Origin of the sequence: Actinoplanes lobatus, assembly GCF_014205215.1 — a bacterium.
Classification (GTDB): Bacteria; Actinomycetota; Actinomycetes; order Mycobacteriales; family Micromonosporaceae; genus Actinoplanes; species Actinoplanes lobatus.
In genome coordinates, this window is record NZ_JACHNC010000001.1 from 67,358 (window position 1) to 86,981 (window position 19,624).

Annotated in this window: 14 protein-coding genes; 5 read left to right on the plus strand and 9 right to left on the minus strand. The window is 73.7% G+C overall.

Features of this window, described 5'->3' with window-relative positions:
- The first annotated feature begins 76 nt into the window (after nucleotides 1–76).
- Nucleotides 77–886, plus strand: coding sequence for a class I SAM-dependent methyltransferase (locus BJ964_RS00275; RefSeq protein ID WP_188118771.1), 810 nt, complete (start codon nucleotides 77–79; stop codon nucleotides 884–886).
- Here BJ964_RS00275 and BJ964_RS00280 read toward each other — a convergent pair.
- Nucleotides 862–1,581, minus strand: a complete 720-nt coding sequence (locus BJ964_RS00280) for a GNAT family N-acetyltransferase (RefSeq protein ID WP_188118772.1) — start codon at nucleotides 1,579–1,581, stop codon at nucleotides 862–864. The genes BJ964_RS00275 and BJ964_RS00280 overlap by 25 nt on opposite strands.
- An 80-nt stretch (nucleotides 1,582–1,661) precedes the next feature.
- Between BJ964_RS00280 and BJ964_RS00285 the strand changes: the two genes are divergently transcribed.
- Nucleotides 1,662–2,405 (plus strand): SanA/YdcF family protein, encoded by a 744-nt coding sequence (locus tag BJ964_RS00285; RefSeq protein WP_407650780.1) that lies wholly within the window; start codon nucleotides 1,662–1,664, stop codon nucleotides 2,403–2,405.
- Between the two features lie 248 nt (nucleotides 2,406–2,653).
- Here the strand turns inward: BJ964_RS00285 and BJ964_RS00290 are convergent, their stop codons facing one another.
- From BJ964_RS00290 to BJ964_RS00325, 8 genes are all read right to left on the minus strand, one after another.
- Complete coding sequence (locus BJ964_RS00290; RefSeq protein ID WP_188118773.1) at nucleotides 2,654–4,651, minus strand: hypothetical protein; 1,998 nt, start codon at nucleotides 4,649–4,651, stop codon at nucleotides 2,654–2,656.
- 150 nt (nucleotides 4,652–4,801) lie between these two features.
- Entirely contained in the window at nucleotides 4,802–5,917 is a 1,116-nt protein-coding gene (locus BJ964_RS00295; protein ID WP_188118774.1) for a VWA domain-containing protein, read from the minus strand.
- Complete coding sequence (locus BJ964_RS00300; RefSeq protein WP_188118775.1) at nucleotides 5,914–8,199, minus strand: DUF5682 family protein; 2,286 nt, start codon at nucleotides 8,197–8,199, stop codon at nucleotides 5,914–5,916. The genes BJ964_RS00295 and BJ964_RS00300 overlap by 4 nt, the downstream gene beginning before the upstream one ends.
- Nucleotides 8,196–9,305, minus strand: coding sequence for an ATP-binding protein (locus BJ964_RS00305; protein WP_229807290.1), 1,110 nt, complete (start codon nucleotides 9,303–9,305; stop codon nucleotides 8,196–8,198). The genes BJ964_RS00300 and BJ964_RS00305 overlap by 4 nt, the downstream gene beginning before the upstream one ends.
- Nucleotides 9,302–12,598 carry a DUF4132 domain-containing protein gene (locus tag BJ964_RS48950; RefSeq protein ID WP_188118776.1) on the minus strand — a complete coding sequence of 1,099 codons (3,297 nt, stop codon included), beginning with the start codon at nucleotides 12,596–12,598 and terminating at the stop codon, nucleotides 9,302–9,304. Before BJ964_RS48950 ends, BJ964_RS00305 begins: the two co-directional genes overlap by 4 nt.
- 287 nt (nucleotides 12,599–12,885) lie before the next feature.
- Nucleotides 12,886–13,668 carry a GNAT family N-acetyltransferase gene (locus BJ964_RS00315; RefSeq protein ID WP_229807291.1) on the minus strand — a complete coding sequence of 261 codons (783 nt, stop codon included), beginning with the start codon at nucleotides 13,666–13,668 and terminating at the stop codon, nucleotides 12,886–12,888.
- 146 nt (nucleotides 13,669–13,814) lie between these two features.
- Nucleotides 13,815–14,030, minus strand: coding sequence for a helix-turn-helix transcriptional regulator (locus BJ964_RS00320; RefSeq protein WP_229807292.1), 216 nt, complete (start codon nucleotides 14,028–14,030; stop codon nucleotides 13,815–13,817).
- Between the two features lie 35 nt (nucleotides 14,031–14,065).
- On the minus strand, nucleotides 14,066–14,626 hold the full coding sequence (locus BJ964_RS00325; protein ID WP_188118777.1) for a TetR/AcrR family transcriptional regulator: 561 nt from the start codon (nucleotides 14,624–14,626) through the stop codon (nucleotides 14,066–14,068).
- 106 nt (nucleotides 14,627–14,732) lie between these two features.
- Here BJ964_RS00325 and BJ964_RS00330 point away from each other — a divergent pair, with 106 nt between their 5' ends.
- The 3 genes from BJ964_RS00330 (at nucleotide 14,733) to BJ964_RS00340 (ending at nucleotide 19,593) form a co-directional block, all read left to right on the plus strand.
- The gene (locus BJ964_RS00330) at nucleotides 14,733–16,109 is read left to right on the plus strand and encodes an FAD-dependent monooxygenase (protein ID WP_188118778.1); all 1,377 of its coding nucleotides are present in this window, start codon (nucleotides 14,733–14,735) and stop codon (nucleotides 16,107–16,109) included.
- 119 nt (nucleotides 16,110–16,228) lie between these two features.
- On the plus strand, nucleotides 16,229–17,290 hold the full coding sequence (locus BJ964_RS00335; RefSeq protein WP_188118779.1) for a DUF3616 domain-containing protein: 1,062 nt from the start codon (nucleotides 16,229–16,231) through the stop codon (nucleotides 17,288–17,290).
- Between the two features lie 1,523 nt (nucleotides 17,291–18,813).
- Nucleotides 18,814–19,593 carry a DUF4253 domain-containing protein gene (locus BJ964_RS00340; protein WP_188118780.1) on the plus strand — a complete coding sequence of 260 codons (780 nt, stop codon included), beginning with the start codon at nucleotides 18,814–18,816 and terminating at the stop codon, nucleotides 19,591–19,593.
- Nucleotides 19,594–19,624: the final 31 nt, after the last annotated feature.

Genomic DNA, 19,624 nt, shown 5'->3' on the forward strand with positions numbered 1-19,624 from the left:
GTCCGTCCGGAAGCGGACAGTCGGGTACGCATCGTGTACCCGGCCGACCGCTTCCGGGACGCCTACCGTCAGTGACATGACGAATCCAACCGTGAAACAGAAGCACCGCGCCATGTGGGCCTCCGGCGACTACCCGGCGCTGGCCGCCGACATCGTCTCCCCACTCGGGCCGGTCCTGGTGACCGCCGCGGAGATCGGTCCCGGACAGACCGTCCTCGACGTCGGCGCGGGCACCGGCAACGCCGCCGTCCCGGCCGCCCTCGCCGGCGCCACCGTCACCGCCAGTGATCTCACTCCGGAGCTACTGGCGGTCGGCGAACGCCACGCCGCCACCCTCGACGCCAAACTCAACTGGGTCGAGGCCGACGCCGAGGCTCTGCCCTTCGACGCCGGTTCGTTCGACACGGTCATCTCGTGCATCGGCGTCATGTTCGCCCCGTTCCACGAGACCGCCGCCGCGGAACTGCTCCGCGTCTGCCGTCCCGGCGGCACGATCGGCCTGATCAACTGGACACCGGAGGGCTTCATCGGGCAGATGTTCGCCACCATGAAGCCGTACGCCGCCCCGCCGCCGGCCGGCGCCCAGCCCCCACCCCGCTGGGGCGACCCGGCCCACCTGGAATCCCTGTTCGGCGACGGCGTCTCCGGAGTGACCGTGGAACGCCGCCACCTGCGGGTGACCCACTTCGGCACGCCGGAGGAGTTCCGCGACTACTTCAAGAGCGTCTACGGCCCGACCATCGCCGTCTACCGCAACATCGCCGGCGACCCGGACCGCGTCGCCGCCCTGGACGCCGACCTGGCCGCCCTCGGCACCCGCTTCGACCAGGGCGGCGGCGCGCTGGACTGGGAGTACCTGCTCTACACCGCCACCCGTACGGCCTGAGACCGCCGTGCCGCGGCCACCCGCCGGGTCGTGAAGCCGAGCCGGGTGTAGGTGGCCAGCGCCGCGGTGTTCCGGTGATCGACCAGGAGCGCGACCCGCTCCCGGCCGGACAGCAGCTCGTCGGCGACGAACGCGCAGATCGCCGCCCCGAGCCCGCGGCCCCGGGCCGACGGACGGGTCGCCACCCCGGACATGAACCCGATCTCCACGGTCGACCACGCCTCGGCGGCGACCGTGAGCAGGGTTCCGTCGGCGTCCCGGATGCCCGCCCACCGCCGGACCCCGGCGCCACCCGGCCGGGCGTACGACTCCGGGTAGGCCTCGTCGATCAGCGCGGTCACCTCGGCCCGGTCCCCGTCACCGAGCCAGGCGGCCGCACCCGTCGCCCGGCCGACCGGCCCGGTGGTCTCCATCCAGCCGAGGGTCACGCTCACCTCCAGCCCGGGCAGCCGCGCGACCATCTCGGTGACCAGTTCCTCCGTCCCGAACGGCCGGAACGTCTCCCCGGTGCCCGCCAGCGCCTCGGGCAGCAGTGCCGCCACCGCGTCCGGCTCGCCGTTCATCACCAGCCGGTCCCAGTGCGACAGGTCGGGACACGCCACGACGACCGCGCCCGGCCGCCGCCAGACACGGGCGCCGGGCGCGTGCAGCGCCCACCGGACCAGCGGATCCCCCTCAACGGCGATATCGATCATGGGCCCATGCTGCCATCGACGGCATTCCGCTCCTTCCCACCACCGGCCTGGGGTTGACCGGATTTGCCATCCTCGGTCGCGTGCCGAAGCGTTCCCTGTTCCGCAGCTGGTTCCCGTCCGACGGCGAGCGGCGTCTGCCGTCGCTCCGCGCTCTTCTCCAGGGCCGGCGCCTGCGCCGCCTGCTGGCGGCGGGCGCGCTGAGCGCGATCCTCGCGGTCGCCGTCGCCATCGGATGCACCACATGGGTACGCTCCGCGGCCGACGGCCACATCTACGACGCCGCATCGGTCCCCGCCGCACCGGTCGCGCTGGTCCTCGGCGCCCAGGTCGACCCGAACGGCCAGCCGTCGGCGTTCCTGGCCGCCCGCCTGGAGATCGCCCGGCAGCTCCTGGAAGCCGGCAAGATCAAGGCGATCCTGGTCTCCGGCGACCACGGCGAGTGGGCCTACGACGAACCGGGCGCCATGCAGGCGTGGCTGGTCGCCCGCGGGGTCCCCGCCGACCGGGTGGTGCTCGACCACGCCGGCTTCGACACCTACGACTCGTGCGTCCGGGCTCGCAAGATCTTCGGCGTCCAGCAGGCGATCGTCGTCACCCAGAACTTCCACCTCCCCCGGGCCGTGGCCCTCTGCCGCGAGCAGGGCATCGACGCCACCGGCGTGGGCGACGACACGGCCCGCGCCTACAAGGACCTGTGGCTGCGGGGCGAGGTCCGCGAGTACGGCGCCGCGGTCAAGGCCGCCGCCGACGTCCTCACCGCCCGAGACCCGATCTTCCTGGGCCCGCACGAGACCGGCGTCGAAACCGCCGTCCGCAACGGCTGACCCACCCGCCGACGCCTCCACCACCGGCCGGCCGCACACCCGCCGACGCCTCCACCACCAGCCGGCCGCACACCCGCCGACGCCTCCGCCACCGGCCGGCCGCACACCCGCCGACGCCTCCGCCGACGCCTCCGCCACCGGCCGGCCGCACACCCGCCGACGCCTCCGCCGACGCCTCCGCCACCGGCCGGCCGCGCATCCGTCGGGGCAGCCGCCGGCCGAGGCCGACCGGACCGCCGAGACGGTCGTCAGCGGAGGTCGGCGGCCAGGCTGACGCGTAGGTAGGCGTCGACCCAGGCCCAGGTGGCCTCGGCGCCCGGGTCGGGGCCGAGGCGGGCCACCACCTCGTCGAGGGACGACGCCACCCGGTGCAGGCCGACCCGGGCGAGCGCGGCCCGCGCCGACCGCAGACGGTCGGTGTGGGCGCCGGGCAGGTGGGCGAGTCCGCTGTGCGCCGCCTCGGCGAGCACGTCGCGGGCCGCCGCCACCGCCTCGGCCAGCGGATCGCCCGGGTCGGCGGACCCGGCGGGCCCGTCGGCGCTGCCGAGCCCCTGGCCGGTGGGTGGCACGGCCAGGTCGGGGACGACCGGCGGGCCGTCGGCGGCGATCGCGTACGGATCGATGACCACCCGCCCGCCGCAGCGGTGCACACTCCCGGCCACGAATCGTGGCCGGCCCCGGCGCCCGTCGAGGGCTGCCGCGACCGCGTCGAGACGGCCGGGGGCGACCGCCGCATGGGTGGCCTCGACCGTGGCCGTGACGCCGGAAGCGTCCCGGATCTCGACGCGGAGCCGCTGTGCCCCCGGCGCATACCAGCTCTCGCCGACCTCGGCGATCGCCAGCACCCGGACCAGTTCGGCGCGGACCCGGGCGCGGACCGGGCGTGGTGGCATGGCGTCCAGTTCGGCGGCGAGTTTCGCGTAGTCGTACGCGAGCAGCCCCGGTGGCAGCCCTTCCCAGGCGCCGTTGGACACGGTGACCGTGGACTTGGCGATCCGGCCGGCGCCGAGCCGCACCGTCCGGCTGGCGCTGCGGATCGCGGATTCGGTGACCAGCGCCCCGGAGGCGATCGCGTCGACGGTGGCTCCGGCGATCCGCCGCCGGCCGAGGGCGGGACCGTCCTCGTCGGTCTCCCACTGCCGGTGCGACACCAGGACGACACCGCTGGCCGCCTGCCCGTGGAAGATCTCCACCCGCCGCTGGCCGTCGACCGCGGTGACCCGGGCGCCGAGGCCGTCCAGCCGGACCCGGCGCAGTGGGGTCTCGGCCGCCTCCTCGGAGCCGAGCACCCGGGCCCGGTGCCCGGCGCCGCTGTCGGCGCTGACCGCGCGATGCCGGGCGAAGAGTTCCGCGATCAGGTCGGCGAGCCGCTCGGGCGCATACCGCGCGCTGCGGTCCCGGTACGCGGTGAGCTGCTCGGCGAGTTCGGCGGTGGCGCCGAGGGGCCACCGCAGCCCGGCCCGGTCGAGGGTGACCTGGTGCCCGGCGGCGGCCGCGACCAGGCCCGGGCCGGCGTGCACGGCCCCGGCCCGCAGCACCTCGGCGGCGAACTCGGTCACCGGCTCGAGCCCGGAGCCGGTGACGGCGGCACCCGGCGCCCCGCCGACGTCGACGGAGCACTCGCCGGCATCGGGGTACTGCTCGTCGGCCGCCCGGAAGGCCCAGACGGCCAGGGCGATGACGTCGTCGCGGACGCCGGCACGGGCGTCGGTGTGCACATAGCCCAGGTCGCCGGGCACCAGGAACCGCACGGTCGCGGCGGGCAGCTCGGCCACCGGGACGGCGCCGCGCCGGATCCGGGCGGTGTACCCGTTCCGGTGGGTGCGGCGGGCGGTCTCGACCAGCCGGCTCCCGATCCGGGTGGCCAGGTCCTCGTCGGTGAACCCGCCCGGCGACCAGGCCGCCGCCTCGGCGGGCGGCTCGTCCTCCGACGGCGCGGTCTGCGGCAGCGCGGCCTGGTAGGCGAAGATCAGCCCGAGCAGATGCCGGCAGGCCCCGGCCGCTCCGCACGTGCAGCGGCCCTGCTCCAGGCCGCCCTCCGGGAGTTCGGCGCGGACCCCGTCGGCGAACTCGGCGACGACCGTGGCGCCCTCCCCGGCCGACAGCGCGGGTGGTTCCCGTTCGGCCTCGCGGGCGGCCCGTTTCACCAGACCGCGGTTGGCGAGGGCGGCCAGCGCGTCGGCGTCGAGCGCCCGCAGGTCGGCCCGCACCGGCAGGCTCACCGATCCACTCGCAAGCTCGCTCATCGCGCCACCTCCGCTGCGCTCCGGCGTCGCAATGAGTTCAAAACTGAGCCTGATGATTCACTCGCAAGCTCGCTCACTGCGCCACCTCCGCTGCGCTCCGGCGTCGCAATGAGTTGATGACTGAGCTGGATGATTCACTCGCAAGCTCGCTCATCGGCCCACCCGCTCGGCGACGAAGGCGGCCAGTTCGCCCGGTGTCATGGCGCCCACCCAGGCGCCGACGTTGGCGAGCTTCTGCGCGCACACCCGGTCGTACGCCGGATCCGCCTGCTCGTCCAGGGCCGCCAGCCCGAGCACGATGCTTCCCTGTTCGACAAGTCCCCGTACGCCGCGCACCAGGTCGGCCTCCGATCCGCCCTCGAAGAAGTCACTGATCACCGCGACGATCGTCCGGCGTGGCTGCTCGACCAGCTGGGCCGCGTACCGGACCGCGCGGGCGATGTCGGTGCCGCCGCCGAGCTGCGACTTCATCAGCAGCTCGACCGGGTCGCTGACGTCCGACGTCAGATCCACCACGTCGGTGTCGAAGGCGATCAGATGGGTACGAACGCCGGGCAGCCCCCACAGGCAGGCCGCCGTGACCGCCGAGTGGATCACCGAGGACAGCATCGACCCGGACTGGTCGACCAGCAGGATCACCTGCCACTGGGAGAGCTGCCGGCGGGTGCGCGACATGAAGTACGGCGTCTCGACATACACCCGCTGCTCCTCCGGCCGGTAGTTGCCGAGGTTGGCGCGGATGGTGCGCCGGGCGTCGAAGTCCCGGGCCTGCTTGAACCGGCTGGACCGCCGGGACCGGGCGCCGGAGAAGCTCTGCCGCACCTCGGTGGCGAGCCGTTCCATCAGGTCCCGGACGACGGCCTCGACGATGCGCCGGGCCAGCCGCAGCACCTCCGGGTTCATCAGATGCTTGGTCCGCAGGACGGCCCGGAGCAGGGACGGGTTGGGTTCGATGCGCTGGAGCACGTCGGGGTCGGTGACGATGTCGTCGATCTCGTACCGTTCCACGGCGTCGCGCTGCAACCGCTCGACCGTCTCCTTCGGGAAGAGCCGGGTGATGTCGTCCAGCCAGTCGACGGTGGTGAGCTGGGACGGCCCGGTGCCGCCCTGACGGCGGATGTCGCGCTGGTCGAGCTGCTCGTCGCGCCCGTACAGCCAGTCGAGTGCCGCGTCCTGGGCGGCCGCGTCGCCGGACAGGCCGCCCAGACAGCTCCCGGCCGGCTCGCCGAGGATGAGCCGCCAGCGTTCCAGGCCGATGTCGGTCATCGGGTCTCCCCCGCACTGATCAGCCCGGCCTGGGCCAGGCGCCGCTCCACGGTCTCGTCCAGGGCGAGCCCGGCCGCCACGATCTCGGCCGGCACGGTGGTGCGCAGCAGGTCCCGGGCGTAGCCGTCGACGCCACGGTCGGCCATCAGCCGCTCGCCGATGGTCTCCCGCTCGCGGGGCGGGAAGTACTCGAAGGCCTGCCGCAGCGCCGGGAGCGCCACCAGGAAGTCCTCCGCGCCGAACCCGGTGACGAGCTCGTCGAGCAGGCCGAGGATGCCGCCGGGGGCGAGGACCGGCTCGCGGGCCACACCGAACAGCCCGGCCAGCCAGTCGCCGGCGGTCCCGGCCGCGAACGCGCCGCGGACCGCCTGCGCCGGATCCTCCAGGAACGACTCGGCGAGGACGTGACCGAGCCCGTAGAACGCGCCGCGCAGGTCGGGTGGCGCGGCCCGGTCGGCGGCCACCCGTGCGGCGACCTCCACCGCGGCGACCCGGTCCACACCCACCGCCGCGGCGTGCAGCACCGCGTCCCGGACCGCCGCGACCGCCGCGATCCGCCCGCGGTCGGCCGGGGCGCCGGCGGCGTGCCAGCCCTCGGCCAGCCACAGGATGCGGCTGGTCGCGGCCGCCACGACCACGGCGAGCGCCTCGCTGCCGGCGGTGCCGAGGAGCCGGTCGTGCCGCCACAGCGCCAGCGTCACGGCGAGCACCCTGCCCAGGACGGGCAGGTCACTGCCGGCCGCGACGCCCTGGCGCAACCGCTCGGGCACGTCCTCGCCGAGCTCGGTGACACCGCAGAGGGCCGCGTCGAAGAGGGTGCCGGCCAGCGCGCCCAGATCACCGGCGGCCTGGTCGATGCTCTCCGCGATCCGGGCGGCGGCCGCGGTCTCCAGGGTCGGGCCGTACCCGCCGGCCTCGATGAGGGCGGTCAGCCGCTGCTCGTGGTTCTGCACCGTCCAGCGTTCGGCGAGGACCGGGTCGATGCCGGTGGCCGGGCCGGTGATCCGCCGGAAGCCGGGCACCTCGAGCACCCGGAGCCGGTGCAGCACCCGGCTGATCTCGCGCCCGCGCGGGTCGAGCAGGTCGGCGCCGTGCTCGCCGGCCCGGTCGAGGCCGTGCCGCTCCAGTTCGGCGGTGGCGGCGTGCACGAGCGGCGGCAGGGGTGTGTCCGGGTGCAGGCGGCCGTGCCGGTCGCCGCTGAGGGCGGCGGTCATCTCGATCACGGCCGGGTGCTGCCCGGCCGTGACGGTGCCCCGCACGGCCCACGGCAGCGGCACGTCGAGGGCTTCGCTGACCAGGGCGGCGGCGAGGCCGTCGAGCACGTCCACCCGGGCCGGGCAGGAGTGGCCGCGCAGCCGGGCGAGCGCCTCGGCCCCGGCCCGGGCGGCGATCAGGTCGGCCGTGGAGACCGCCTGGCCGCGTTTGCGGAGCCGCTCGGCGACGGCGGTCACCAGGTGGCGGGCGGCCTGTTCCGGACCGCTCTCCCAGAGCTGCTGGTAGTACTCCGGCGACGGCATGCCGGACTGGTAGCCGCCGAACGCGTCGAGCCGCCGGAACGAGTAGGGCACCAGGTAGCTGCGCGCGGTGGCCCCGTCCGGCGGCTGCGGGATCTCCGGCCAGCCGGGGCCGGCGTCGGCGGAGGCAGCGGAGGCGAGGCGGAGCAGCGCGGGCCGGTGGAAGCCACCGACCACCGCGACGACCGGCCGGTCCCCGGCGTCGGCGAGGGCTGCCCGGATCCACCGGGCCATGTACGCCTCCCGTGCGGTGTCCGAGGTCCCCGCCTCGGCATCGCCCCGGATCACGTCGAAGTAGGCGGTCAGCCGCTCCACGAGCCCCTCGTCGGGCCCCAACTCGACCACGTGGTCCCACAGCGCGTCACTGTTGTCCACCCCGAAGGACTCGCACAGCCGCCCGACCGCCTCGGCGTACCGCAGTTCGGCGTCGGCGTACCGGTTGTCCCGGTCGGCGAACGCCTCGTGCCAGGCCGGCAGGTCGATGAACCGGGTCTCGGCCCCGCACTCGCGGGCGGCCCGCAGCGCCTCCCACTCCGGCGAGTACTCGCAGAACGGCGCCCACGACCCGTGCCGGCGCCGCTCGTCGGCATAGCTGGTGAAGATCGCGACCGGCAGCTCGTGGCCGAGCAGCAGCTCACCGATCCGCTGGTTCATGTCGGCCGGCCCCTCGATCAGCACGTGGGCCGGCCGTAGTGCGGCGATGGTGGCGCCGACCAGGCGGGCGCAGGCGGGGCTGTGGTGCCGGACCCCGATGACGGTGAGGCTCATCCGCCGGGCAGTTCCCGCCGGGCGTCGCGCAGCTCCCGCCACTGCGCGCCGGCCCGCCAGCCGGTGTGCTGTTCCAGGTAGCGGCGCAGTTTCGCGAGGTCCTCCGGGTTGTCCTTGGCGGCCGTGCCGGCGAGGCAGGAGGCCAGGTCGGCGGCGGTGCCGGCGGTGCCGCGCAGGAACCAGCCGCGCAGCCCGACGGCGTGCGCCACCGCGACCGCCTCGGCGGTGCTCATCACGCCGGACAGCCGGTCCATCTCGTCGCCCCGCGCGGTCCGCCCGGTACGCAACTCGCGGAACGCCGTGACCAGCACCTCCAACACGTCCCGGTGGGGTGCGACGGTCACCCCGGAGCGCCGCAGCAGCGCGCCCGCCTCGGCTTCGACGAGCGCCAGCTCGGTGTCGAAGTCGGCGATCGGGAAGACCGTCTCGAAGTTGAACCGCCGCTTCAGCGCCGAGCTCATGTCGTTGACCCCACGGTCGCGGGTGTTGGCCGTGGCGATGATGTTGAAGCCCTCCTTGGCGAACACCATGCCGGCCCCGCCGGGCAGCTCCGGCACCGCGAGGACCCGGTCGGAGAGCGGCGACAGCAGGCAGTCCTGCACTTCGAGCGGGCACCGGGTGATCTCCTCGAACCGGACGGTCCGGCCCTCGGCCATCCCCCGCAGCAGCGGCGCCGGCACCAGCGACCGCTCGCTGGGCCCCTCGGAGACGAGCAGCGCATAGTTCCACGAGTACTTGATCTGGTCCTCGGTCGTGGCCGCGCCGCCCTGGATGGTGAGCGTCGAGTCTCCGCTCACCGCGGCCGCCAGCAGCTCGGACAGCAGCGATTTCGCGGTGCCCGGCTCGCCGACCAGGAGCAGCCCCCGGTTGGTGGCGAGGCTGACCAGCGCCCGGTCGATCAGCGACGGGTCGCCGACGAACTTGCGGGTGACGCCCAGCGCGTCGTCACCGACGACGAAGGCGCGGGCGGCGCGCAGGCTGAGCGCCCAGCCGGGCGGCTTGGGCGCGTCGTCGGCGGCGCGCAGGCGGGCCAGCTCGTCCGCGTACCGGACCTCGGCGGGCGGGCGCTGCATGGCGTCGGTGGGGACGGTGACGGACAGGGTCATGACAACACCTCGGTCAGGTCGCGCAGCGCCTCGGCCGCGGTGATGGGGTCGAGTTCGGAGAGCCGGTCGTCGGAGTCGCCGCGGCGCCAGTGGTAGCCGGAGGCCGGGGCCACGAAGACGGCGGTGACGGTCTGGTCGCCGAGGACGTCGACGGCCCCGACCGCGATGCCGGGGGAGATCTCCAGCACCAGGTGCCGGCCGCCGGGCACGTCCCGCTGGAACCAGCCCTGCACCCCGGCGTCCTGTGGGGCGCCGCGCCGCCAGCCGCGGCGTTCCAGCCCGAGCAGCCGGGTGCTGGGCACGGTCACGCCGGTGAGGGCCGCGGCCCGCGCCGAGGTGAGCGGCTCGGCCCCCCGGGCCAGCTGGGAGAACGGCTGGGTGATCTCGTAGTCGGCGAACACCCCGGCCCAGGCGGCCAGGTCGGCGCCGAGGTGGACGGGGTGGGCGATGCCGATCGGCTCGTCGTCGCCGAGGGTCACCGTCTCGTCGGTGACGTCGGCAAGGCTGCGGTCCTCGGCCAGGCGCACCCCGCCGGCCGGGGCGCCGGCGGCGTCGAACCGCACCCAGACCAGGCGGCGGACCAGGTGCCGGAGCAGCGGATGGCCGGCGAAGAACTGCCGGAAGTCCTCGCCGGTCCACCGGCGCTGGGCGGTCATCGCCTCCTCCAGCCGGCGGACCTGGTCGGCGGCGATCGCCCGGACGTCCTTCTTCAGCGCGGCGAACCTCTCATACGCCTCCGTCGCCGGCGCCGCGTCGTCCTGGGCGCCCGGCTTGGGCAGGGCCTTGAGGCGGCGGCCGGTCGCGTCCGTCACGAACGGCTTCAGCTGCTCGTCGAAGCCCACCGTGAAGGAGCGCCGCCCGTAGTCGAGGACCATGCCGCCGTCGGCGTCCAGCCCGAGGTCGGGCACGAGCCGGTCGGCCAGTTCGTCGCCGGTGAGCCCGAGCTCCGCCGCCAGCTCGGCGATCTTCTCCTCGGCCCGTTCCTTGAGCCCGCGGAACTTGACCTTCCGCGCGATGCCGTTGAGGTACATGAGGGCCACGTCGGTGCCGATGGCGGCAAGCACGTCGAGGCCGGTGACGGCGCGGGCGTGCCCGCCCTCGCCGGGCCAGGCCCGGATGACCGGGGCCAGCCGCCGGACCGTCTCGTCGTCGCCGAGCAGGCCGAGCGCGTCGAGCGCCCAGTTCTGTTTCGCCGGGTGCCCGGCCGCGCGCCAGGTCTCGAACAGCGCCCACCCGAATCCGGCCAGGTCGGCCGGCTCGCACTCGGTCACCACCATGCCGACGCCGGGGTAGGCGCTGTCGAGCCGGGAGAGGGCGAGCATGGTGATCAGGTTGCGGACGGCGTCGAGGGGCAGCTCGCCGCGGTCGCCGGTGAGCCGGACCGGCGGCAGCGTCGCCGGGTTCGCCCAGTCCGGCAGCACCGGCATGGTCTTCGGCAGGACGGTCAGCGGGTCGACGGCGAGGATCTCCTCGACCGCCGCCACCGCCTCCGGGCCGTGCTGACCGGCGGCGGCGAGCACCTCCTCGCGGGGCAGCACACGCAGCGCGGCCTCGGCGTCGGTCCGGGCGTTGCCCCGCTTGCCGACCGCGACCGGGACGAGCGCCCGCGCCGCGAACGTGGTGTGCCGCGCGAACCAGGCGGCGGCCGTCCGCCGGACCGGCCGGGACCGCACGTGCCAGCCGGCCATCAGCAGGGCAACCTGGGGTGTGGCGGCCGGGGCCAGCACCGGGGCTCCGACGAGGGGTGTGCGCCGGGCGGCCTCGGCGAGCGCCGGGACGGCCGCCTCCTCGTAGCGGCCCAGCAGCTCGGGACCCCAGTCCCCCAGGTCGTACGAGTAGTCGGGCCGCCAGGCGCCCAGCCGTGGACGGGTCAGCTCGTCGGGGCCCTGAAGGAAGAAGAAGATCGCGTCCCAGGTCGGGTTGCCGCCCTTGTCGAGCTGCCCGGCGATGCCGGCCCAGTCCCGTGAGCCGCCGTTGCGGGCCGCCCAGGAGCCGTCGGCCCAGCTCTCCCGCTCGCCTTCCGCCCAGACCACCCGGGACTCCCCGGTGCCGGTCAGCCCGTCGACGACGATCGGGTGGCGCTCCACCGGGGACTGCCAGGCCGGGTCGCGCAGGATCGCCGGAACGTCCCCGGGAGCGGCCTTCGCCGTCTCAGCCGCGGTCAGCACGGCCTCCGCCTCGTCCAGGCGGGCGGCGGCCTCGGTGGCGAGCAGCGGCCGGACCTCGGCGGCGAGGCCGCGGTTGCCGGCCAGGTGGTTGGCGAGCAGCCGGCCGTCGTCCGGTGTGGCGGCCATCAGGCGCAGCGCCCGGGCCGGGTGGCGGGCGGCCGCGTCGGCCAGGGCGGCCGGGACATAGGGCTGGTCGCGGCGGTCGAGCAGGGCCTGCAATGCCTGGTCGCCGCCGATCACGGCCAGCATGCCGAGCAGTTTCTGCCGGTCCTGGGCGTCGCCCTGGCGCGGCGAGTCGCACCATCCCGCCAGTGCGGGCGCGGCCTCCGGGCCGAGCGTGCCCACGAAGGTGTGGATCACCTCGCTCTGCCGCAGCGCCGCGAAGTGATCCACCTGTTCGGCCAGTGGGGTGGCGAGCGCCTCCCGGTCGACGACGGTGAGCAGCATCTGCTTGATCGTCCCGAGGTTGGGCCGGGCCATCGCCTCGGCGCAGATCTCCGCCGCCCAACCGGACTCGTCGGGCGCCATCACGGAGATCACCGCGCGCTGGGCGAGCGACGGCCCGCGCACCGCGGCGAGGGCCTCGACCACCCGCTCGTACTCCTCCGGGCGGGCGGCCACGACGGCACGCCGCAACCGGTACGCCATCCGCTGGGCGAGGACCGTGGTGTAGCCGGTGGCGTCACGGTCGAGGATGCTGCGGGTGATCGCCCCGCCGGTGGTGAACGCCGTGGGGTAGAGCGCGGCCAGCTCGGCGACGGCCGCCGCGGCGAACGGCAGCCCGCGGCGCGAGCGCCAGAACCCGAGAAGGGCCAGCGCCTCGTCGAGCCGATACCACTGGAGCTCCCGGACGACGGCCTGGGTGACGGCCGCCGCCCCGAGCGGTGGGGCGTCCGGCTCCCCGGAGAGCCAGGCGCGCCCGGCCGCGGTGATGTCCTCCGGTGTCAGCCGGTTGTCCACCGCCGCCCGTGCCTCGCCCTCGAACGTGGTCAGCAGCGCCTCGGCGGCTGTGACATCGGTCGCTTTCACGCTCGGCGACGCGGGCGCCGACGACCGGCGGGGCAGCACGAACCGCTTCCACCCCACCGGAACGACGAACGTCTCCACGCTCGACTTCTCGCTCACCGGCCACTCCCCAGGGTTCGGCTCCATCGATCGGCTGCACCCTAGCGACTCCCACCGACAAAAACCGGGGCGGGCGGCGGTCGCATCGACTCCCATGGACTTCTCGACCACGGTGCACCAGAGTGTCAGGCAGGACCGGCGCGGGCCGCGCAGGCGGCCGGCCCGCGCCGGTGCTCCGCAAAGGCGAGAGCCGGCGCCCATCAAAGACGAGAGCCGGCGCTCCTCAAAGGCGAGAGCCGGCACCCATCAAAGACGAGAGCCGGCGCCCCTCAAAGGCACGAGCGGGATCAGCCGAGCGAGATGTAGAGCCGGTGACCGGCCGGGACGAAGCCGACCCGCTCGTAGACCCGCCACGAGTCGTCCGAGCCCGCTTCCAGCCAGGCGATCTCCAGGCCGCGGGCGAACATCCGGTGGGCCACCTCGGCGGTGATCGCCGCGGCCAGCCCACGCTTGCGGAAGGGTTCCCGGACGCCGATGCCGCCCACTTCGCTGAGCCGGTCCTGCGGCGGGCCGGCCTGCCCACCGCCCGCGCACTCGCCGCCGTCGGTGAACGCCGCCAGCGCGATCCCACCGCGGTCCTGGCCGCGGCGGATCCGGGCGACGTCGGCATCGGTGGCCCACGACTCGCCGAAGGCCTCGCCGACGGCCGCGGCCATGGCGGCCCGGTCCGGGTCCGTGCCGGGTTCCACGAGACGCAGACCTTCCGGTACGGGGCACGCCGTCAACGATTGCGGAGTGCAGATCAGGTACTGATGCCGGGCCTCGATGGTGAACCCGGCCGCGAGCAGCAGCGCCTCCAGCTCGGGGGCGCTGCTGCACACGTACTCGAACCGGGGTTTGCGCCCCGCCGACCGGAACGCGCCGATCAGGGCCGTGACGTCGGCCTCGGTGATCGGCGCGCCGGGCACCGGTGACGCGTAGTTGAGGTAGGGACTGGTCGTGTCCGGGTCGAGGCCGGCCACGAAGGGGCCGATCTCGAGAACCCGCGAACGGGTACGGAGGTTGGACACGACGGCGCGCTGGATGCGCAGATCCATGGTGAGGAAGGCCTTTTCAGAGTGAAGGAACACCTGCGGGAATGGGGCATGCAGGGCCGCCGCGGGCGGAGAATGCTCAGCGGCGGCCGGAGGGCCGGGCCGTGATCATTGGCTTCACTCTTTCAGGAAATCGGGACCGCACACCCTCGGCGCGATCACGGGCTGACACTTTCACGATCTCACGGTGGGCGCAAGTCACCCTCCTCAGAGGACTGCCGCGTGGTGAGCCAGGCCTCCACCTCGTCCACGAGCCAGACCTTGCCCTGGGCCAGCACGGCCACCGGTTCGGGGAAATCCGGGCGATTGACGAGCAGGTAGGCCTGCTGGCGGCTGAGGCCTCCGATGCGGATGCGGATCTCGTGCACGCCCATGAGGCGGAACGTCGACGACTCCATGCCCCCAGCCTAGCGCCATGACAATCGTCATGGCGCTAGGTAAGATCGGACTCGGTGAGGTACCGCTGGACGGTCGGACCGAGCCAGGCGACCGCTTCCTCCCGCTCCAGAGCGGCCATCGGGGGGAGCTTCAGCACGTACCGGCAAAGGGCGAATCCGAGCATCTGGGAGGCGACCAGACCGGCCCGGAGGGGGGCCTGATCCTCCTTCGGCGACAGCCGGGCGGCCAGTGGACCGAGCTGCCCGGCGAAGATCGCCCGCATCCGCTCGGCGGGCCCCTCCTGGGTGACCGCGGCCCGCAGCAGCGCTAGCAACGTGTCATCCCCCTCCCAGCGCTCCAGGAAGTGCCTGACCAGCACTTCTCCGACCGCGGCCGGCTCGGCTCCGGCGAGGTCCGGCAGCCGCAGATCGAACTCGGCGGCCGCCGCGAACAGCCCCTCCTTGTTGCCGTAGTAACGCATGACCATCGATGGATCTATGCGTGCGTCGGCGGCGATGGCGCGGATGGTGGCACGCTCGAACCCGTCGGCGGCGAAACGCTCCCGGGCGGCGGTCAGGATCGCGGCGCGGGTGGCGTCGGAACGACGGGTCGTCATGCATCGCACTCTATGCCAACCGCCGTTTGCCAACAACTGTTGACTACACCGGAGAGTGACACCTATGGTTTTGCCAACACCTGTTGGCAAGCGAGCGGAGGACACCATGCACACCACCGTCGCGATCATCGGCGCCGGCCCGACCGGGCTCCTGCTCGCCGGCGACCTGGCCCACGCCGGGATCCCGGTCACCGTCTTCGAGCGCCGGTCCGGCACGTCCAACCTGACCCGGGCCTTCGGCGTGCACGCCCGCACCCTGGAGCTGCTCGACGCCCGCGGCCTCGCCGACGGCCTGATCGCCGAGGGCGCCCGGGTGCGGCGGCTGCGGCTGTTCAACGGCATCGAGCTGGACCTCTCCCGGCTGCCGTCCCGGTTTCCGTACCTGTTGATCACCCCGCAGTACCGGGTGGAGCACGCGCTGGCCGAGCGGGCGCTGAAGGCCGGCGCCGAGTTCCGGCACGGCGCCCGCCTCACCCGCCTGCGGCAGGACGACGGCCTGGTCACCCTGGATCTCGAGGACGGCGACACGGTCACCGCCGACTACGTGGTCGGCGCCGACGGCCTGCACAGCACCGTCCGGCAGAGCCTCGGCCTGCCCTTCCCCGGCAAGGCCGTGCTCACCTCGATCATGCTGGCCGACGTGCGGCTGGCCACCCCGCCCGAGGACGTGCTGGCGGTCGGCGGGGTCGGCGACGCCTTCGCCATGGTCGCCCCGTTCGGCGACGGGTGGTACCGGATCTTCGCCTGGAACCGCGACAACCAGGTCGACGACCGCACCCCGGTGACGCTCGACGAGATCAGCGCGGTCACCCGTCGCGTCCACGGCACCGACTTCGGCATCACCGAGACCCGGTGGATGTCCCGCTTCCACAGCGACGAACGGCAGGCGCCGCACTACCGGGTGGGCCGGGTGTTCCTCGCCGGCGACGCCGCCCACGTGCACTCACCGGCCGGCGGCCAGGGCATGAACACCGGCCTCCAGGACGCCGCGAACCTCTCCTGGAAACTCGCCGCCACCATCGCGGGCCGGACCCCCGAAGGCCTGCTCGACACCTACGAGGCCGAACGCCACCCGGTGGGCCGGATGGTCCTGCGCAGCAGCGGCACCCTGATCCGGGCCGCCATGATCCGCTCCGCGGCGGGCCGCCTGGCACGTGACACCCTCGGCCGGATCCTGCTCGGCCTGCCGCCGGTCGCCCGCCGCGCCGCCGGGATCATCTCCGGCGTCGGCATCTCCTATCCGGGCGCGCCGCGGGCCGCCGACGTCACCCTGCGCGACGGCGGGCGCCTCTACGAGGCACTGCGCGACGGCCGGCACGTGCTCCTCACCGATCAAAACCCCGAGGGGTACGAGGACCGCGTGCTCGTGGCGGCCCCCGGGTCCACCGACGGCACGGCGTGCCTGATCCGCCCGGACGGCTACGTGGCGTGGCGTGGCCCGGCCGCCGACGCCCCCGCCGCGGTGGCGCGCCTCCTGCCCTGACCGGCGGCCGGACCGGGATCCGCCCACTTCGAGATCGGGTGGGCGTACCGGAAAAAGGAAGCGTAAAGCTGACGCCAAGATCTCCACCGGGGGTGTTCGGCGGTGGGACCATGTGGACCATGACGGTCGACTACCGGGTGCGGCTGCGGTTCTCCGACGAATCGCAGGACGCGGCCACCCACACCAACCTCTCCGCCGTCCGTCTCGACGGGCGGGTGCTCTGGATCGCCGGGGACGAGACCGCCACGATCGAGCGGCTGATCGCCGACGATCCGGCCAACCCCACCGAGTTCGGCGACGAGACCCGGTTCCGCCTCGCCGACTTCGTCGCCCTGCCCGGCGCGGACGCCGACGAGGAGGCCGACATCGAGGGGCTGGCCCGCAGCGGCCGGTTCCTCTGGGCGGTCGGCTCGCACAGCCTGCGCCGCAAGCAGATCAAGGACCGGCACGAGGGCCCCAAGGCGCTGCGCCGGCTCGGCCGGGTCGAAGGACAGGCCAACCGCCAGGTCCTGGTCCGGCTGCCGATCGCCGACGTGGACGGGGTGCCCACTCCGGTCCGGGAGATCGAGTCCGGCGGGCAACGGCACCGGGCGGCGGCCCTGTCCGGCCGCGACGACCTGCGCCTGCTGTTGCAGGACGACGAGCACATCGGCCCGTTCCTGCCCATCCCGGGCAAGGACAACGGGCTGGACATCGAGGGCATCGCGGTCCGCGACGACCGGGTCTACCTGGGCCTGCGCGGTCCGGTGCTGCGCGGCTGGGCGTTCGTGCTGGAGCTGCGCCCCTACGTCACCCCCGACGACCCGGGCCGGCTGCGGCTGCACCGGTTCGACGACGGGCGCCTCTACCGCAAGCACGTGCTCGACCTGGACGGCCTCGGCGTACGCGACCTGTGCCCGGCCGGCGACGACCTGCTGATCCTGGCCGGCCCCACGATGGACCTGGACGGGCCGGTGCGCATCTACCGGTGGCACGACGCCTCCCGGGCCGAGACCCCCACCATCGTGCGGGACGACCAGATCACCCGCGAACTGGAGGTCACCTACGGCGAGGGCGACGACCACGCCGAGGGTCTGAGCATGCTCGGAACCGACCGGGTGCTGGTCGTCTACGACAGCCCCGCCCGGCACCGGCTCACCCCCGACGGCGCCGTGATCGCCGACGTGCTGCACCTGCCCTGAACCCGGCGTGGGCGTCCACGGTCACGCTGCCGTGGCCGCCCACACGTGCCACGGCCTCGGCGATCCCCCACGCGGCGACCTCCGTGTGCGGCCACTTCGGCGTCGAGGCTCCTTTCGATCACCCTGGGCGGATGGTCGCGGTGTTGCCGGCCAGGCTTCCGGGTTGCCCGCCCTCGGCCGTTGCGCCGGTCAGGCTGGGTGGGTGGTCGCGGTTTTGCTTCCCAGGCACCGGGGTTGCCCGCTCCCGGCCGTAGCGCCCGTCGCCCGGTGCGGGTGGTCGCGCTTGCACGAGGGTGGGCGCGCGCAGCGGCAGTGTCGCGGTCGCCTACGTGGCCTGTCGCCGCGATGGCCACCCATGTGGCGGCCTTTCGTGCGCCTCCACCTCCGAAGCCAGCCCGGCCGCATCTCCGCGTGAGCCAGGAACCCGTTCACCGGCTCCCGTGGAAGATAGAGGTAGCCGGAAGAGCCTGTTTCTCGGTTGTGGGTGGCCACGATGTCGAGTCGCGCATTCGGATGGCTGTGGCGTCACCCCGGCTCACCGGCGATCTTGGGCGATAGTGGCCGTCGGGCCGATCTTGATTCCTGGTCGCTGCCCGGCGGTCAATCATCGCCCATGATCTATTTTCGCTGGAAGACCTTGGGTTACCTGATACATCCGGGAGTCTTCTTCTTGGCCGCCTACGGCCGAATCCGCAATCCCTCGCCAGCAGGACGCGCCACCCGGAGCGATCTTGAACGATTTACCACCGCCTTGGGTGGCAAATCGTTCAAGATCGCACAACAGCGGCGTGCAAAGCGGGCGAAACGGGCGCCTGTTTCCGGCGAAAGCCCCATTTTCGCCTAGTGCGGCGGACGGCCCCCGATTCGGCGATTCGCCCGACCGGGCGCTTGACGTAGAACCGCGAACGCCCAAGAAAGAGACTCCCGGATGGCCGCAATGACGCAAGATCGCGCATTCGGTGACAATTACCCTAAATCTGCATCGATGCCTGCGGATGGCTTGTGCGGCCGACGGTGACCGGCCGAATCTCGCGGCGAAGGCGGGAAACACGCGAACAGGCGACTTGACATCCACCCCCGGCGACAACCGAGAAAGAGACTCCGGAACAGCACGGATATTCCACGCACCCCCACGGATCCAAGATTATGATTACGGTGCGTGACTTCCGACGGGATTCCCGTGGCACGACCGGCGTCAAGCGCCACCACCCGCCTGGCGCGAGCGGCGTGACGGCCGGGAGCAGCGTCCAGGTTGCCTGGCGATCACCACCGCAACCACCCACCCAGCACGACCGGTATGACGGCCAGGAGCATGTCTGGCAAGCACCACCCACCCGGAGCGAGCGGCAGCACATGCGATGGTGTCCAACCGATCTCAGCCCGGCGGGGCAGCACAGGCCGCAGCGGGCAGCAAGCACGCGCCGACCGAACGGAACGGCCCCGAAAGGCAGGACGAGGACACCCGTACAAAAGAAGGAACCGGAAGCGAAACGCGGGCCTCGACGGGGTCTAGCCTCGGGCGCATGTCAGCTCCCCGGCTCGAGACCGATCCCACCGGCGGCGGCTGGGAGCCGTCCCCCGACGGACGTCTCTGGATCAGCGCCGGCCCGCCGGAGCCCGGCTGGTGGCGGGTCCTGTACGAGCAGCACGAGCGCACCGGCCTGTGGCCGCTGCTGCTGGGCAGCCTCTCCGACCGCGAGCCGGACCGGCCGTGGCGCGATCCGGACGACCGCCAGCCGGGGCAGATCCGTTCCGCGCCGGGCGACCATTATCCCGGGGCGCTTCTGGGACGCTGGTGGTCATCGGTCGAGCCCGAGGAGGAGGACGGCGAGGAGGAGCTGATGGCGAGCATCGGCCCGTTCCGCGCCGGCTGGCCCGGCCTGGCCCGCCGTGGCCGGTTGCGGGCCGATCCCGGCGAGCGCGCATCCGAGATCGCCGGTCTGGTCTCGGCCAAGGGCTGGCTCAGCGTGCCACGGCTCGGCCTGATCCGCTCCGCCGGCGGCGCTGACGCGCTGACCGACGTGGCGTGGACCGGCCCGACCAACCACGAGAACGACACCGCCAAGATCTCGTGCGTCCTGCGGAACTGGGAGGACCGTTTCGGCGTGCGTGTCGTGGCGGCCGATTTCGCCGGTCTGTATGTGAGTGTCGCCGCCCCGCCGCTCGACGAGGATCACGCGCTGGAGGTCGCCGCGGAGCATCACGCTTTCTGCCCCGACAACGTTCTGCAGGGTTGCGGCTCGCTGTGGGAGTACGCGGCGTCGCTGGTCGGCGCCCCACTCTGGTCGTTCTGGTGGGACTGACCCGCGGAAAAGGTCCGGGCCGGCGGGGAGA

Coding starts and splice junctions, on each gene's coding strand:
- BJ964_RS00305 (WP_229807290.1), bottom strand. CDS start 9,305: ATGACCCTGTCCGTCACCGTCCCCACCGACGCCATGCAGCGCCCGCCC.
- BJ964_RS00325 (WP_188118777.1), bottom strand. CDS start 14,626: ATGACGACCCGTCGTTCCGACGCCACCCGCGCCGCGATCCTGACCGCC.
- BJ964_RS00275 (WP_188118771.1), top strand. CDS start 77: ATGACGAATCCAACCGTGAAACAGAAGCACCGCGCCATGTGGGCCTCC.
- BJ964_RS00280 (WP_188118772.1), bottom strand. CDS start 1,581: ATGATCGATATCGCCGTTGAGGGGGATCCGCTGGTCCGGTGGGCGCTG.
- BJ964_RS00300 (WP_188118775.1), bottom strand. CDS start 8,199: ATGAGCCTCACCGTCATCGGGGTCCGGCACCACAGCCCCGCCTGCGCC.
- BJ964_RS00340 (WP_188118780.1), top strand. CDS start 18,814: ATGTCAGCTCCCCGGCTCGAGACCGATCCCACCGGCGGCGGCTGGGAG.
- BJ964_RS00335 (WP_188118779.1), top strand. CDS start 16,229: ATGACGGTCGACTACCGGGTGCGGCTGCGGTTCTCCGACGAATCGCAG.
- BJ964_RS00330 (WP_188118778.1), top strand. CDS start 14,733: ATGCACACCACCGTCGCGATCATCGGCGCCGGCCCGACCGGGCTCCTG.
- BJ964_RS00290 (WP_188118773.1), bottom strand. CDS start 4,651: ATGAGCGAGCTTGCGAGTGGATCGGTGAGCCTGCCGGTGCGGGCCGAC.
- BJ964_RS00320 (WP_229807292.1), bottom strand. CDS start 14,030: ATGGAGTCGTCGACGTTCCGCCTCATGGGCGTGCACGAGATCCGCATC.
- BJ964_RS00295 (WP_188118774.1), bottom strand. CDS start 5,917: ATGACCGACATCGGCCTGGAACGCTGGCGGCTCATCCTCGGCGAGCCG.